The 14,096-nt window shown below is 72.2% G+C and carries 11 protein-coding genes; 4 read left to right on the forward strand and 7 right to left on the reverse strand.

Annotation, left to right across the window (positions count from 1 at the left end; genetic code table 11):
* Positions 1 to 281: 281 nt before the first annotated feature.
* Positions 282 to 446, reverse strand: coding sequence for a hypothetical protein (locus tag QOM21_RS14785; protein WP_407550382.1), 165 nt, complete (start codon positions 444 to 446; stop codon positions 282 to 284).
* Between QOM21_RS14785 and QOM21_RS14790 the strand changes: the two genes are divergently transcribed.
* A complete protein-coding gene (locus QOM21_RS14790) occupies positions 438 to 1,196 on the forward strand; it encodes a hypothetical protein (RefSeq protein ID WP_407550384.1) in 759 nt (252 codons plus the stop codon). The genes QOM21_RS14785 and QOM21_RS14790 overlap by 9 nt on opposite strands.
* 198 nt (positions 1,197 to 1,394) lie before the next feature.
* Here the strand turns inward: QOM21_RS14790 and QOM21_RS14795 are convergent, their stop codons facing one another.
* Positions 1,395 to 2,354 (reverse strand): class II aldolase/adducin family protein, encoded by a 960-nt coding sequence (locus tag QOM21_RS14795; RefSeq protein ID WP_407550385.1) that lies wholly within the window; start codon positions 2,352 to 2,354, stop codon positions 1,395 to 1,397.
* Positions 2,355 to 2,390: 36 nt separating this feature from the next.
* On the opposite strand from QOM21_RS14795, the gene QOM21_RS14800 reads away from it, so the two are divergent.
* Positions 2,391 to 2,855, forward strand: coding sequence for an SRPBCC family protein (locus tag QOM21_RS14800; RefSeq protein ID WP_407550387.1), 465 nt, complete (start codon positions 2,391 to 2,393; stop codon positions 2,853 to 2,855).
* Between the two features lie 16 nt (positions 2,856 to 2,871).
* On the opposite strand, the gene QOM21_RS14805 is transcribed toward QOM21_RS14800, so the two are convergent.
* Both QOM21_RS14805 and guaA read right to left on the reverse strand, forming a co-directional pair.
* Positions 2,872 to 3,756 carry a 2-hydroxy-3-oxopropionate reductase gene (locus QOM21_RS14805; RefSeq protein ID WP_407550389.1) on the reverse strand — a complete coding sequence of 295 codons (885 nt, stop codon included), beginning with the start codon at positions 3,754 to 3,756 and terminating at the stop codon, positions 2,872 to 2,874.
* A gap of 220 nt (positions 3,757 to 3,976) precedes the next feature.
* Positions 3,977 to 5,563 (reverse strand): glutamine-hydrolyzing GMP synthase, encoded by a 1,587-nt coding sequence (gene guaA, locus QOM21_RS14810; protein WP_393894698.1) that lies wholly within the window; start codon positions 5,561 to 5,563, stop codon positions 3,977 to 3,979.
* Between the two features lie 255 nt (positions 5,564 to 5,818).
* Here guaA and QOM21_RS14815 point away from each other — a divergent pair, with 255 nt between their 5' ends.
* Together QOM21_RS14815 and QOM21_RS14820 are read left to right on the forward strand one after the other, a co-directional pair.
* Positions 5,819 to 6,142, forward strand: a complete 324-nt coding sequence (locus tag QOM21_RS14815; protein WP_407550390.1) for a chorismate mutase — start codon at positions 5,819 to 5,821, stop codon at positions 6,140 to 6,142.
* Positions 6,143 to 7,047: 905 nt separating this feature from the next.
* Positions 7,048 to 8,091 carry an LAETG motif-containing sortase-dependent surface protein gene (locus QOM21_RS14820; protein WP_407550392.1) on the forward strand — a complete coding sequence of 348 codons (1,044 nt, stop codon included), beginning with the start codon at positions 7,048 to 7,050 and terminating at the stop codon, positions 8,089 to 8,091.
* Positions 8,092 to 8,153: 62 nt separating this feature from the next.
* On the opposite strand, the gene QOM21_RS14825 is transcribed toward QOM21_RS14820, so the two are convergent.
* The 3 genes from QOM21_RS14825 to QOM21_RS14835 all read right to left on the reverse strand — a co-directional run bounded on the left by QOM21_RS14825 (position 8,154) and on the right by QOM21_RS14835 (position 13,958).
* On the reverse strand, positions 8,154 to 10,067 hold the full coding sequence (locus QOM21_RS14825) for a GMC oxidoreductase (protein WP_407550393.1): 1,914 nt from the start codon (positions 10,065 to 10,067) through the stop codon (positions 8,154 to 8,156).
* Positions 10,068 to 10,137: 70 nt separating this feature from the next.
* A complete protein-coding gene (locus QOM21_RS14830) occupies positions 10,138 to 11,871 on the reverse strand; it encodes a succinic semialdehyde dehydrogenase (protein ID WP_407550395.1) in 1,734 nt (577 codons plus the stop codon).
* 185 nt (positions 11,872 to 12,056) lie between these two features.
* Positions 12,057 to 13,958 (reverse strand): serine/threonine-protein kinase, encoded by a 1,902-nt coding sequence (locus QOM21_RS14835; protein ID WP_407550397.1) that lies wholly within the window; start codon positions 13,956 to 13,958, stop codon positions 12,057 to 12,059.
* Between the last annotated feature and the right edge of the window lie 138 nt (positions 13,959 to 14,096).

Below are 14,096 nucleotides of genomic sequence, written 5' to 3' on the forward strand. Positions count from 1 at the left end.
AACTGCGCATTCGCCGGGACGAGTCCGCCCATCGACGTGCCCACCGGGTTCCCCATGCCCGACGACTGGCAATTCCCCTGCACCAAGCCCACACCCACCCCGCCGCGCCCGCCGAAGCCCCGGCCGCCGCGGATTCCCGCACCGCCCCCGGCTCCCCGGCCGACGGTGCGCCCGACGCCACCGGCCCCGCCGCCGGTGCAGCGCAGCCGTCCACCGGCGCCACGCCCCTCGCCCACACCCCGGCTGCGCATGCCCGCACCCTCACCGGAGCCGCTGCGCAACTACGCAGCGGTGTCCCGGAAGCCGCGTGACAGCCGCTCCATGGTGACCAGGACCTTGCTGATCACCGCGCCCGCCGTCCTGGCGGCCGCAGCTCTCCGTCCCCGTTCGAGCTCTCCGTCCGGCTCGTCCGGGCGCCGTTCCTCGTAGGAGGTTCCATGTCGCAATGGCTGGTACTGACCATCGCCATGGTCGCTGCCTGCGGCGTCGTCCTGGCCATCACGGTGCTGCGGCAGCGCAGGATCGGCGACGACGACGACCCGACCGAGACACCGGACGTCATCGAGTACATGACGATGATGGTGGGCGTGGTCTACGCGATCGTCCTGGGCCTGGCCATCGCCGGCGTCTGGGAGGCGCGCGGAGCCGCCGAGGACACCGTGCGGACCGAGGCCCAGGCCCTGCATGAAGTCAGCGCACGGGCGCGCGCCTACGCCCCTCCGGAGCGGGACCGCATCAGAGCGGACGTCGAAGCGTATGTCAGCCACGTGGTGAAGAAGGAGTGGCCGGTCATGAGTGAACGGGGCGAGCTCACCCAGCGCGGTGCGGACCTGTTGCAAAAGGTCCGGGCGGACGTCACCGACTACCACCCCCGCAACAGCTTCGAGGAGCAGTCCTACCAACCCATCGTCGACCAGATCGCGGTGGCCGACGGCGCCAGAAACGCCCGTGCCGACGCGGCCGAGTCCACCCTGCCGTCCGTGGTGTGGTTCGGTCTCATCGCGGGTGGCGCCGTCACCATCGGCGTCATCTTCACCCTGCAAATCAGGCGGTCGGGGCGCGAGTTGCTGATGGCGGGGCTCTTCAGCATGCTGATCGCGTTCCTGCTCTTCCTGGTCTGGGACTTCGACGCGCCGTTCAGCCGCGGCATCTCGGCAGGCGTCGACCCCTTCACCGATCTGCTCTCCCAACGATGACCGGGCGTCCTGCGGCCCGGCCTCCGGTCCGCAGGACACCGCCCCGCCCTCAGCTCTCCGGCTCGGTCGCCGCGGCGAAGGCTCGCGCGACCGCGAGGCTGTCCTCGTAGACGTGGTGCCGGGCGACCCGTCCCGCTTTCCGGGCACATGGTGCGGCGATACACCCAGGATCGCCCGCACCGCTCCTGCGCCACCCCCTCAGTCGAAGAGGTCCGGTTCGCTGCGCGCGATCTGCTGGTAGAGGGGTTGGTAGTTGATCCATGCGACCAGGTCGTTACCGAGCTGCTCGCGGGTGTGGACGGCGTTGTGGTGGTCGATCAGGACGGGCTTGCCGGCCGCCTTGGCGGTCAGCTGCACCTGGCAGGACCGCTCCATGGTGATGAACCACCACGCCGCGGCGTCCACCGAGTCGCCCACCGTCAGCAGCCCGTGGTTGCGCAGGATCACCGCCTTGTGCGGGCCGAGGGCGGCCGCGATCCGGCGGCCCTCCTCCGCGTCGACGACGACGCCCGTGTACTCGTCGTAGAGCGCATGGGATTCGTAGAACGCGCACACGTCCTGGGTTATCGGCTCCAGCAGCTCGCCCAGGGAGGAGAGGGCCCGACCGTAGGTGGAGTGGCTGTGGGCCGCGGCGATGACGTCGGGGCGGGCGCGGTGGACCTGTGAGTGGATCGCGAACGCGGCCTGGTTGACGTGATAGCGGCCCTCGACGACCTTGCCCTCGTGGTTGACGAGGATCAGGTCGCTGACCGTGATGAGCTTGAAGGACATCCCGAAGGGGTTGACCCAGAAGCAGTCGGTGAACTCCGGGTCGCGCGCGGTGATGTGGCCAGCGACGCCTTCCTCGAAGCCGAAGCGGCCGAACAACCGCAGCGCCGCGACCAGGCGCTCCTTTCGGTAGCGGCGCTCGTCCTCGACGGTGGCGTGCGTCGGCGGCATCGCGAAATGCAGCTGCTCGGTGGGGATCGGCGTCGGCTCGGGCATCGCGGCTCTCCTCCTGGCACGTGGTTCTCTGCGCTCGGGGCGGAAGCTACCCTCCGGTACTTCAGGAGGCCAGGGCTGTGACGATCCGACCTGCCCGAACCTGCATGATGAGGGCCCACGGACGCCGGCCGGCAGCCGCCGCCGGCGAGCGCACATCGGCCCGTACCGCCGCATCGGCAACAGGGCCGTGGCGGCAGCAGAGGGGACACCATGAGAGCCATATCGGTCAGCAAGGACATCAGCGCGACGCCCGGGCAGCTCTTCACCGTCCTGCGGACCCCGGCCCGGCACGCGGAGCTGGACGGTTCGGGCACGCTCCGAGGCCGGCCCGCGGGCCCGGACGTGCTGGGCCCCGGCGACCGGTTCAGCATGGCGATGCGGCAGGGCGGCGTGCCGTACCGCTCGGTGAACGTGGTGGTCGAGTACGAGCAGGACCGGCTGATCACCTGGCAGACCTGGGGCGAGTTCGGCGGCCGGCGGCTCGTCGGGGGCCAGTGCTGGCGGTACGAGCTGACCGCCTCCGACACCGCCGGCACCACGCGGGTCACCCACACCTACGACTGGTCGGGCGCCCGGCTGCCGCGCCTCGTCGTCGAACTCCCCGGCTACCCCAAGCGGATGGGACCAGCGATGGCCGGCACCCTGGAGCGCCTGGCGGAGGCCGTGGCCTCCTGAGGCCCCAGGACCCGGCCTATTCCTGCTCGCAGCCGCTCAGGCGCTCCACGCCGCGCAGGAGCGCCGAGTGGTCGAGGCCGCCGTCGCCGCGGGCCACGGCGGAGCCGATGAGCTGGGCGGCGACCGCACCGACCGGGAGGGTGGCCCCGACGCTGCGCGCGGCGTCGGTGACGATGCCCATGTCCTTGTGGTGCAGCTCCAGCTTGAAGCCGGGGGTGAAGTCCCGGGCGAGGACGGCGTCCTTCTTGCGGGTCAGGACGGTGGAGCCGGCCAGCCCGCCGTTGAGGACGGCCAGCGCGGCGGCGAGGTCGACGCCGGACTTCTCCAGGAAGACCACGGCCTCGGCCACGGCCTGCAGATTCACCGCGACGATCAGCTGGTTGGCGGCCTTGACGGTCTGACCGGAGCCGTGCGGTCCGCAGCGCACCACGGTCCTGCCGACCACCTCGAAGACCGGCCGGGCGGCGTCGAAGTCGGCCTGGTCGCCGCCGACCATGATCGACAGCACGCCCTCGACGGCACCCGCCTCACCGCCGGAGACGGGGGCGTCCAGCACCCGGATGCCCTTGTCGCCGGCCGCCTTCGCCAGCTCGACGGAGGTCTGCGGGGTGATGGAGGAGTGGTCGATCACCAGGGTGCCGGGCCCGGCGTTCTCCAGGATGCCGTCGGGGCCGTACGCGACCGCCTCGACCTGCGGGGATGCCGGGACCATGGTGATGACGACGTCGGCGTCACGGACCGCCTCGGCGATCGACGCCGCCTCCTTGCCGCCCGCCGCGACCAGTGCGTCGGCGCGGCCCGGGCTGCGGTTCCAGCCGACCACGGTGTGCCCGGCCTTCGCGAGGTTCACCGCCATCGGGCTGCCCATGATGCCGAGGCCGATGAATCCGATGGTGCTCATTGCGTCACACTCCCCATTACTTCCGCATGATGGACTTCCATCACCACCATACGGAATAAGTCCAGAGCCGTCGCGTCCGCGTCCCCGACACCCTGCCGGATGGGCGCCCACCCGCCCGTGCGGCCCGCCGCCCGCCGGCCGTCCACCGGAAAACAGCGACGCCGCCGCTCGGAAGGTGAGCGGCGGCGTCGGTGTCAGGCAGCGGGGAGGGCCCGTGGGGTCACTCCCACTCGATGGTGCCCGGCGGCTTGCTGGTGACGTCGAGGACGACGCGGTTGACGTCGGCGACCTCGTTGGTGATGCGGGTGGAGATGCGCGCCAGCACGTCGTACGGCAGTCGCGTCCAGTCCGCCGTCATCGCGTCCTCGGACGAGACCGGGCGCAGCACGATCGGGTGGCCGTAGGAGCGACCGTCGCCCTGGACACCCACCGAGCGGACATCGGCGAGCAGCACGACGGGGCACTGCCAGATCTCGCGGTCGAGACCGGCCGCGGTCAGCTCCTCGCGGGCGATGGCGTCGGCCTCGCGGAGCAGGTCGAGCCGCTCCTTGGTGACCTCGCCGACGATCCGGATGCCCAGACCGGGGCCGGGGAACGGCTGGCGCTGGACGATCTCGTCCGGCAGGCCCAGCTCGGTGCCGACCATCCGGACCTCGTCCTTGAAGAGCTGCCGCAGCGGCTCGACGAGCTCGAACTCGATGTCGTCGGGCAGGCCGCCGACGTTGTGGTGCGACTTGATGTTGGCCGTGCCGGTGCCGCCGCCGGACTCGACGATGTCCGGGTAGAGCGTGCCCTGGACGAGGAAGGCCACGTCCTCGCCGTGGGCGCCGGCCTCGGCGACCAGCTCGGCCTGCGCCTGCTCGAAGACGCGGATGAACTCGCGCCCGATGATCTTTCGCTTCTGCTCGGGGTCGGTGACGCCGGCCAGCGCGGCCAGGAAGCGGTCCTCGGCGTCCACGACCTTCAGCTGCACGCCGGTGGCGGCCACGAAGTCCTTCTCGACCTGCTCGGACTCGCCCTTGCGCTGCAGACCGTGGTCGACGTAGACGCAGGTCAGCTGGTCGCCGATGGCCTTCTGCACGATGGCCGCGGCCACCCCGGAGTCGACGCCGCCGGACAGCCCGCAGATGGCGCGCTTGTTGCCGATCTGCGCACGGATCGCGGCGACCTGCTCGTCCACCACGCTGGTGGTGGTCCAGCTCGGCTCGATGCCCGCGCCGCGGTAGAGGAAGTGCTCCAGCACCTGCTGGCCGTGCGTGGAGTGCATCACCTCGGGGTGGTACTGCACGCCGTACAGCTTCTTCTCGTCGTTCTCGAAGGCGGCGACCGGCACGACGTCCGTGGACGCGGTGACGGTGAAGCCCTCGGGGGCGGCGGAGCAGGCGTCGCCGTGCGACATCCACACCGACTGCTCGGCGGGGGTGCCCTCGAAGAGGGTGGAGCCGGGGCGGGAGACCGTCAGCGGGGTACGGCCGTACTCACGCGCACCGGTGTTGTCGACGGTGCCGCCGAGGGTGGTGGCCATGAGCTGGAAGCCGTAGCACATACCGAAGACCGGGACACCGGCCTCGAAGAGCGCACGGTCCAGGCGGGGGGCGTGCTCGGCGTAGACCGACGAGGGGCCGCCGGAGAGGATGATCGCCTTCGGGTTCTTGGCGAGCATCTCGGCCACCGGCATGGTGGACGGAACGATCTCGCTGTAGACCCGGGCCTCGCGGACGCGGCGGGCGATGAGCTGGGCGTACTGCGCGCCGAAGTCGACTACGAGGACGACGTCCGGGGCGGCGGCAGGGGGTCCTGATGGCACTTCGGCGGCCTTCCGGCGGTGTGGAGCAGGGGTTGGACTTTCGATTCTAACGGGCTCATACTGAGCCCCATGTCCAAGCAGCTGACCTTCGTCTTTACCTATGGCACCGGCCCGTCCGGCTGCCATGGTCGTGCTGCTTGATCCACTGACGAGCGCAACTTCCCAGGCGCCCCGGGCCGACAAGGTCCGGGGCGCCTGCGTCTGTTCGGACCCGATCATCGGCTCCGGGGTCACACCACCCCAGGAGAGACGGACATGAGCACCGAGACCACCACGGCCCCCGGCACGACCGCGACCGCCCACGACGCCCCGGACACCGGCGCCCGCACCCCGGAGGCGGCCGGCCTGATCACCGACGCGCGCGGCCGGATCGACGATCTCGACGGGCGGATCATCGGCCTCGTACAGGAACGGATCGCGGTCTCGGCCGTCATCCAGCGCGAGCGCATCGGATCCGGCGGGCGACGGGTCAACCTCTCCCGCGAGATGGAGATCCTGGCCCACTACCGCGACCAGCTGGGCAAGCCCGGCACCGCGCTGGCGATGACCCTGCTGGAACTGTCGCGGGGCCGCGTCTGAGGTGTGGCCGAATCCGCACCCTTTTCGGGGGCCCTTCACGGCGCACGGGCACCGGCGCGTGCGCCCGACGCCACAGCCGCATCTGAGTTCGGTCGGCCTCTCACCCGTACGGCGCGTGACCGGCCGCCGCCGGGCTTCGTTGTTCCCGGTGCCACGCCAGCCAGGCGCGGCCTGCAGGACTACGCGTAGACGCCGCCCCGCGGGCGGAAAGAACCGGAGCGATGAGACGTCGGCCGCTGACAGCGGCCCGTGTCGTGGGACCTCGTTCCGGTGCCGTGGCCGGTCAGCAGGGGACAGCAGCCCGGTCACATCCGATGGGGTGGTCGGTCCTGGGGACGCCCGGGGCCGACCGCATCCGGTCGAAACGGTTGCGCCGGGTGAGGCGCATCCAGGACGATGCTTGACGCACCACCCGCCGCGCCCGGCCGGTACCTCCGCGCCGTCATTGGTCCCACCACCGCGCGGTTCGCACCATCCAGCACCACCCCACAGCCAGCGGCGCTACCCCCCCCCCCCCCAGCGCCGCCCCTCGGTGCCGGCGCTGCCCTGACGCCGGCACCGAAAGCAAAGGGCCCCGTGGCCGTCCGCACCCCCCTCGCGGACGGCGTTTCCGGGGCCCTTCGCTGTGTCCCCGCTGTGCATGTGCTGTGTGTGCGCTTTCCCGGGACCGTGCGGAAGTTGTCAGGCCGCTGTCCGGTGGCTGTGGAGGGACTCTGTGGTCCCTGTGTGGCCGCTGTGACGAACGTGACGGGCATCACGTGAACCGATCTGTCCGGCCAGGGCAACCTTTTTCGGCCATCGCCGGTCATGTACCTGCAATCGCACGGCCATACCGCGCCCCACCGCGACGGCCCGCCACCAACGTGTGCCTCCCTACGGCACTTTGGACCCGAGAGGTCTTCTCGATGAAGCTTCGCCGTGCCCTGACGGCTGCCGCCGCGACGGCCGTCATAGCCCCCGCCGCCCTCATGGCGGCCCCCGCCGCCTACGCGACGACCGGTCCTGAGACCGAGTCCAGCGCGAGCGCCGACCCGACGCCGGGCACCCCCGACGCCGAGGAGACCGACGACGCCACCGCGCCGGCCGAGACCCCCGGCACCGGCGAGACCCCGGGCGACGACACCGACCCCGGCACCGAGCCCGGCGACGAGGAGGGCGAGCCGACCGGCTCCGCCACCCCCGGCGACGACACCGAGCCCACCGACTCGGCCGAGCCGACCACCACGGCCACGCCCACCGAGAAGCCGACGGACGAGCCCACCGACGAGCCGGCCTGCGAAGAGGAGTCGGACGAGGCCGCGATCAGCACCGAGCTGCGCGGGCTGCCCAGCAAGATCGTCGCCGGCTCCGGCTGGAAGAGCTTCACCTTCCGCGCCACCAACACCTCCGACAAGTCGATGAAGTCGGTCGACGCCTTCGTCGCGCTGGCCGGCATCAGCACCGACGACTTCGACGACATCTCCAAGCTGCTGACCGTGCAGTGGTACGACGAGAAGTCCGGCAGCTGGAAGGCGATCACCGACGAGGAGGGCTACTTCGCCTCCACCTCGAACCTCAAGCCCGGTGAGTACGCCGACGCCGAGCTGCGCCTGAAGGTCGACGCCAAGACCCCCGGCAGCTACGGCTTCGCGTTCACCATCGGCGCGTACCACAACGAGGACGACGTCTGCGGCTACTCCGAGGTCTCGGAGTACGACTTCGACATCCTGGTGGCCGGCAGCAAGCCGGGCACCGTGCCGCCGGCCACCGGCAAGCCGGGCGAGGGCAAGCCCAACAAGCCCGCCCCGCAGGGCGGTCTGGAGAAGCTCCCGGTCACCGGCAAGCTCGCCGAGACCGGTTCGTCCTCCGCGCTGCCGACCCTCGCCCTCGTGGGCGGGGTCGCGATGGTCGTGGGTGCCGGTGCGATCTTCGTCGTCCGCCGCCGCAAGAGCGAAGGCGCCGCCGCGTAACGACGACGCACGACAGTGGGGCCGCACCCGCCAGGTGCGGCCCCTTCGCCATCTCCCGCGCGTCAGGCCGTCTCGGTCGCCCCCGCGGGCTCCGAGTCCGCCGTGGATGCCTTCGGCGGGACCGGGGGGACCGCCAGGAACGGCAGGTTCAGCGCCCCGAACGCCTTCTCCGGGACCGCGGGGCTGACCGGCTCGACCGGCGCCAGCCGCCGGTACGCCCGGCCCTGCGCGGGCCGCGGGTCCTCCTCGCCCTTGTTCGGCCAGAACGACATCGCCCGCTCGGCCTGCGCGGTGATCGTCAGCGACGGATTGACGCCCAGGTTGGCGGAGACCGCGGCACCGTCCACCACCGAGATGCCCGGGTGGCCGTAGAGCCGGTGGTAGGGGTCGATGACGCCGTGGTCGGCGTCCTCACCGATCGGGCAGCCGCCCAGGAAGTGCGCCGTCAGCGGCGTCCCCATCAGCTCGCCGACATTGCTGCCCGCGAAGCCGTTGATCTCCTGCGCGAGGAGGGTGGCAGCCTCCGCCGCCTCCGGGATCTGGTCCGGGTTGGGCGCGCCGTGCCCCTGGCGCGCGGTGAGCAGGCCCTTTCCGATGCCGCTCGGCTTGCGGTACGTCGTCAGGGAGTTGTCCAGCGACTGCATCACCAGGCCGATGATGGTGCGCTCGGACCAGCGGCGGTTGGACAGCGAGCGCAGCAGCAACAAGGGGTGCCGGACGCAGTTGGCGGCGAACGCGGCGGCGCGCGAGCCGCGGCCGGACCGCAGCGGCACCTGGAGGATGGACAGGCCGCCCATCGCGTTGGATCCCTTGCCGTAACGGACCGGTTCGATATGGGTGTTGGCGTTGGGGTGGATGGACGAGGTGATCGCGACACCCCGGGTGAAGTCGGCGTCCTCGCCGTGCACCTTGCGGTAGCGGCGGTTGTCCGTCTGGGACCCGACGAGCGCCTCGGAGTTGGTGCGGGTCAGCTCGCCCAGCTTGCCGGAGATCCCCGGCAGCAGCCCGCTGTCCTTCATCTTGTGCAGCAGGCTCTGGGTGCCGTAGGTGCCGGCGGCGATGACGACCCGGCGGGCGGTGAAGGTCCGGCCCCGGCCCTTGCGCTTCTTGTCGGTGGGCAGGGTGGCGACGGCGAATCCGCCCTGCGAGTCCTCGGTGACGGTGACGACGGAGGTCATCGGGTGGATGACGGCGCCGGCCTGCTCGGCGAGGTGGAGGTAGTTCTCGTTCAGCGTGTTCTTGGCGCCGTGCCGGCAGCCGGTCATGCACTCGCCGCACTCCGTGCACGCCTTGCGGGACGGGCCCTTGCCGCCGAAGTACGGGTCGGGGACCTCGGTACCCGGTGCGACCTTCGGGGAGCCCGCGTCCTGGCCGTTCACGGCGTCGCGGCCGTCGCCGAAGAACACACCCACCGGCGCGAGGTGGAACGAATCACCCACGCCCATCTTCTCCGCGGCGCCCTTGAGGTGGATGTCGGACGGCGTCATCGTGGGGTTCAGGCGCACCCCCAGCATCCGCTTCGCCTGGTCGTAATACGGCGCCAACTCCGCGTTCCAGTCGGTGATGTGGCCCCACTGCTGGTCCTCGAAGAACTGCGGCGGCGGGACGTAGAGGGTGTTGGCGTAGTTGAGCGAGCCGCCCCCGACACCGGCGCCCGCGAGCACCATGACGTTGCCGAGCAGATGCACCCGCTGGATGCCGTAACAGCCGAGGGCCGGTGCCCACAGGTAGTCGCGGACGTGCCAGGAATTCTTCGGCAGCGTCTCCCGGGTGAAGCGCCGGCCGGCCTCCAGGACGCCGACGCGGTAGCCCTTCTCGCTCAGCCGCAGGGCGGAGACGGCGCCGCCGAAGCCGGAGCCCACGACGACGACGTCGTAGTCGTACTCGGGGCCTTGCGGGGCCTTGCTCGGGCCGTCCTGGGCACGATCCGGTCCCTGGGGTGCGTCCTGGTCGCGGGCAGAGTTCTCCTGGGGCACTGGCTCTCCTGGATTTTTGGTTGGCGAGGACCCAACGGGGCCCGCCGTGCGGGCCCCGTGACTCAACCGTCTAGCGAAGACGCAGCGCCTTCATCGCGCGCAGGCTGCGGGTCATGAACTGTGCGTACTTCTCGTCCGTCATCCCGAAGGACGGCGCAAGCGGCATCACCCGCTGATGGGCGACGGTCTGTGCCTCGGTGTACTTGAGGATGCCCTCGGAGCCGTGCCGGCGGCCCAGGCCCGAGTCGCCCATGCCGCCCATCGGCGCCTGCACGCTGCCGTAGCCCGCGGCGTACGCCTCGTTGACGTTGACCGTGCCGGTGCGCATCCGGGCGGCGACCGCGCGGCCACGCCGGCCGTCCTTGGTCCACACGCTGGAATTCAGGCCGTACGGCGTGGCGTTGGCGAGCGCGATCGCCTCGTCCTCGTCGCCGAAGCGGTAGACGGACACGACCGGACCGAAGGTCTCCTCGCCGCAGACGGCCATCGGCGCCTGCACGCCGTCGAGGATGGTCGGCTCGTAGAAGAGCGGGCCGATGTCCGGGCGCGGTCGGCCGCCGGCGACCAGCTTCGCGCCCTTGGCGACGGCCTCCTCGACATGCCGGGTGACGGTCTCCAGCTGGCGCTCACCGACCAGCGAACCCATGTCGGCGCCGTAGGCCAGGGCGTTGCCGAGCCGCATCGCCCTGGTGCGGGCGGCGAAGCGCTGCAGGAAGTCGTCGGCGATGGACTCGTGGACGTAGAGCCGCTCGATGGAGATGCACAGCTGGCCGGCGGAGGAGAAGCAGCCGCGGATCGCGCCGGCGGCGGCCTTCTCGACGTCGGCGTCGTGCAGCACCAGCATGGCGTTCTTGCCGCCGAGTTCGAGGGAGACGCCGACCAGTCGGGCGGCGGCGCCCCGGGCGACCTCGCGTCCCGTCGGGGTCGAGCCGGTGAACGAGACGTAGTCGGCGTGCTCGACGACGGCCGGTCCGACGACCGGGCCCGCACCGATCACGACCTGCCAGACGTCCTCCGGCAGCCCGGCCTCGATCAGCTGCTCACGGGCCCACAGCGCGGTCAGCGCGGTCTCGGTGTCGGGCTTCATCACGACGGCGTTGCCCGCGACGAAGGCCGGCAGGGCGTCGCCCACGGACAGTTCGAGGGGGTAGTTCCAGGGGGCTATCTGCCCGACGACGCCGCGCGGCTGGCGCAGTTCGGTGACCTTGGTGAGGGTCGGTACGACGCCGGTGTGGCCCTTGGGCTTGAGGTAGGCGGCGGCCTTGCGGCCGTAGTGGCGGGCCGCGACGGCGACCGCCTGCACCTCCTCATGGGCGTGCAGCCGGGCCTTGCCGGTCTCCAGCTGGATCAGGTCGAGCACCTCGGCCTGGCGGCGCAGCACCAGGTCGTGGAAGCGGAGCAGGACGGCGGCGCGCTGCTTGACCGGGACCTTCGCCCAGCGCTCCTGCGCGGCGCGGGCCCGCTCGAAGGCGGTGGCGACGTCCTCGGGGGTGGACTCGGGCAGGTCGGCCAGCTTCTCCCCGGTGAACGGGGTGTGGTTGGCGGTGCGGCCTCCCCCGCTGACGACGCCCCGGGTGAGCCGGGCGGCCACCTCGGGGGTGACCACGTCCGCGGCGGTACGGGTGCCGGCCGCGGCGGGCGCGAGCGGGTTGCCGTCGGCGGCCGGGTCGGGGTCCGTACGGGGCGGCGCCGTGGTCGCGGCAGCCGTGGTCGCGGCGGCCTCGTCGGCGGTGGAGCTGGGGGTACCTCCCGCGCGAGCGGAGTCGAGCGCGGGGGATGTTCCGGTGTCCTGCGAGTCCGTCATGTCGGCGAGGGTATTCCTCCCCGGGCGCTTTGTGTACCCGGCAGTAATGGGTTTTCACGCCGTACACACAATCGCGCCAGTAATCGCTGGCCACAAGGGGTCTGGTCAGCGAGGACCCGGCGAAATCGTCCGGACGGGAACGCGGAGCCTGGCTCGCGGCCGCCGGCCGGCGCCGCGTCGGACGCTCAGGGCTTCGCGCTCCGCCGGGTCAGCTGGAAGGTGTCGAGCGCGGTGTCGAAGTGCCGCTTGGCCTCGGTGCGCGAGCCGAGCGGCGAGGAGATCCACACGTCCATCATCCGTCCGCCCTCGTTCCAGCTGAGGTCGTAGGTGTAGCGCGGGCCGGCGTCCTCGGTGGCGCCGTCCCAGGCGAACTCCCAGAGCCCGGCCTGGAATCCGTTGTGCGTGGTCTCGGTGACCTGGCCTTCGCGGTAGCCCGGGTAGTCGGCGGGGCCCTTGGCGTGGGCCGCCCGCATCGCGCCGAGCGGGCCCTCCGGCGACAGCTTCTGGAGGTGGATGCCGATCCGGAACCGCTTGTTCTCGGAGTAGTAGTAGACCCGCGGGGCCTCGTACGAGCGCGTGAAGCCGTCCGGTACGGCCAGGGCGAAACCGAGCGGGTCGCGCACGATGCCGTAGCCCGCGGGGGCCTTGGCCGTGACGCCCGGGACCGGCGTCGAGGTGACCGTGACGGTCGGGCGCGGCGTCGTGCCCGTCGAACCGGCATCCGGGGTGCCCTGAGGGCCCGACGCCTGCTGGGAGCGGCCGGCGGCGCCGTCCTTGCCGTTCGTGCCGTCGTCGCCGTTCTGGCTCATGACCAGGGCCGCGACCCCGGCGCCCGCACCGCCGAGCACGAGGACGGCCAGCGCGATGAGCAGGCCGACGCGGGTACGGCCGGTGTGCGGGCGGGCGGCGGCGGCCAGTGCCCGGTCGTCGAGCGCGTCCGGGATCGGCATCCCGGGGGTGCGCCCCCCGCGCCCGCCGGGCGTACGGCTGTGGGTGCGGTCGGCGGGGGTGGGCGCGAGCGGCGTGGGGGCGGGGGCGGGGTGCACGGCCGGCTCGTCGGCCGGGTGCTCGCCGGCCCGGCCGCCGCCGGGGCCGTCGTGCAGCGGCGCGTGTCCGTCGGCGCCCGGGCGGTCGTCGTCGGCCGGTCCGGCGGGCCCGCGCGGAGCGCTCGCGCCCGCCACGGCCTCGGCGCCGACCGCGCCGCCCGCGGGCTGGGGGCCGCGTCCTGGCCCGCCCGGCCCGCGCTCGGGCGCGCGGCCCGAGTGCAGATAGCCGCGCAGCAGCCGCTCGGTCTCGGCGACGTCCAGCCGCTGAGCGGGGTCGCGCTCCAGCAGCCCGGTGACGACGGCGAGCAGCGGGCGCGCGGCCTCCGGCAGGGCGATCTCGTCGTAGACGACCGCGTGCAGCACGCCGCCCAGCGAGTCGCGGTGGAAGGGCGATTCGCCGCTCAGCGCGGCACACAGCAGCACGCCCAGGGACCACAGGTCGGACTCGGGTCCGGTACCCCGGCCGGCCATCCGCTCCGGGGCGGTGTACTCGGGCGAGCCGACGAACCCGCCGGTCTCGGTGAGCGTGGTGACGCCGGGGACCTGGGCGATGCCGAAGTCGGTGAGCACCACCCGTCCGGTGCCCGCCTCCATCAGGACGTTGGCGGGCTTGAGGTCGCGGTGCAGCACGCCGCGGGCGTGCGCGGCCCGCAGCGCGCCCAGCAGCGCGATCCCGATCCTGGCCGCCTCACGCGGCGCGACCGGTCCGCCGCCGGCCAGCCGGTCGGCGAGCGACGGGCCCTCGACCAGCTCCATCACGATCCACGGCCGGCCGCCCTGCTCGACGACGTCATGCACGACGATCACGTTCGGGTGCTTGATCTGGGCGACGGTCCGCGCCTCGCGCACCGCGCGCTCACGCTGCCCACGCGCCTCGGGCTCGACGGTCATTTCGTCCAGATGCAGCTGCTTCACGGCTACTTGGCGACCCAGCAACTCGTCGGTGGCACGCCAGACCGTGCCCATTCCGCCACGGCCCAGCCGTATGCCCAGGCGGTACCGGCCCGCGATCAGTCGGTCATCGCCCCCGAAGCTCCCCATGGGGCCATCTTGCCGCACGGCCCCCGCGCCGCAGGGGTCGGCACCCACCGCACCGGCCGCGCCTTCCGGTTTCCAGCCGATGACCTGCGGTGAACGGGACTTTCGCAGCGGCACCGGGCCGCGGGGTGATCCACTGGG

The sequence above is a fragment of the Streptomyces sp. Pv4-95 genome (assembly GCF_045782725.1).
In the GTDB taxonomy this organism is placed as follows: domain Bacteria; phylum Actinomycetota; class Actinomycetes; order Streptomycetales; family Streptomycetaceae; genus Streptomyces.

Excerpts from the sequence above, each read along its gene's own strand:
- QOM21_RS14790 (WP_407550384.1), top strand. The coding sequence starts at position 438 with ATGTCGCAATGGCTGGTACTGACCATCGCCATGGTCGCTGCCTGCGGC.
- QOM21_RS14805 (WP_407550389.1), bottom strand. The coding sequence starts at position 3,756 with ATGAGCACCATCGGATTCATCGGCCTCGGCATCATGGGCAGCCCGATG.
- QOM21_RS14820 (WP_407550392.1), top strand. The coding sequence starts at position 7,048 with ATGAAGCTTCGCCGTGCCCTGACGGCTGCCGCCGCGACGGCCGTCATA.
- QOM21_RS14835 (WP_407550397.1), bottom strand. The coding sequence starts at position 13,958 with ATGGGGAGCTTCGGGGGCGATGACCGACTGATCGCGGGCCGGTACCGC.
- QOM21_RS14815 (WP_407550390.1), top strand. The coding sequence starts at position 5,819 with ATGAGCACCGAGACCACCACGGCCCCCGGCACGACCGCGACCGCCCAC.
- QOM21_RS14830 (WP_407550395.1), bottom strand. The coding sequence starts at position 11,871 with ATGACGGACTCGCAGGACACCGGAACATCCCCCGCGCTCGACTCCGCT.
- QOM21_RS14795 (WP_407550385.1), bottom strand. The coding sequence starts at position 2,354 with ATGCGGCGGTACGGGCCGATGTGCGCTCGCCGGCGGCGGCTGCCGGCC.
- QOM21_RS14800 (WP_407550387.1), top strand. The coding sequence starts at position 2,391 with ATGAGAGCCATATCGGTCAGCAAGGACATCAGCGCGACGCCCGGGCAG.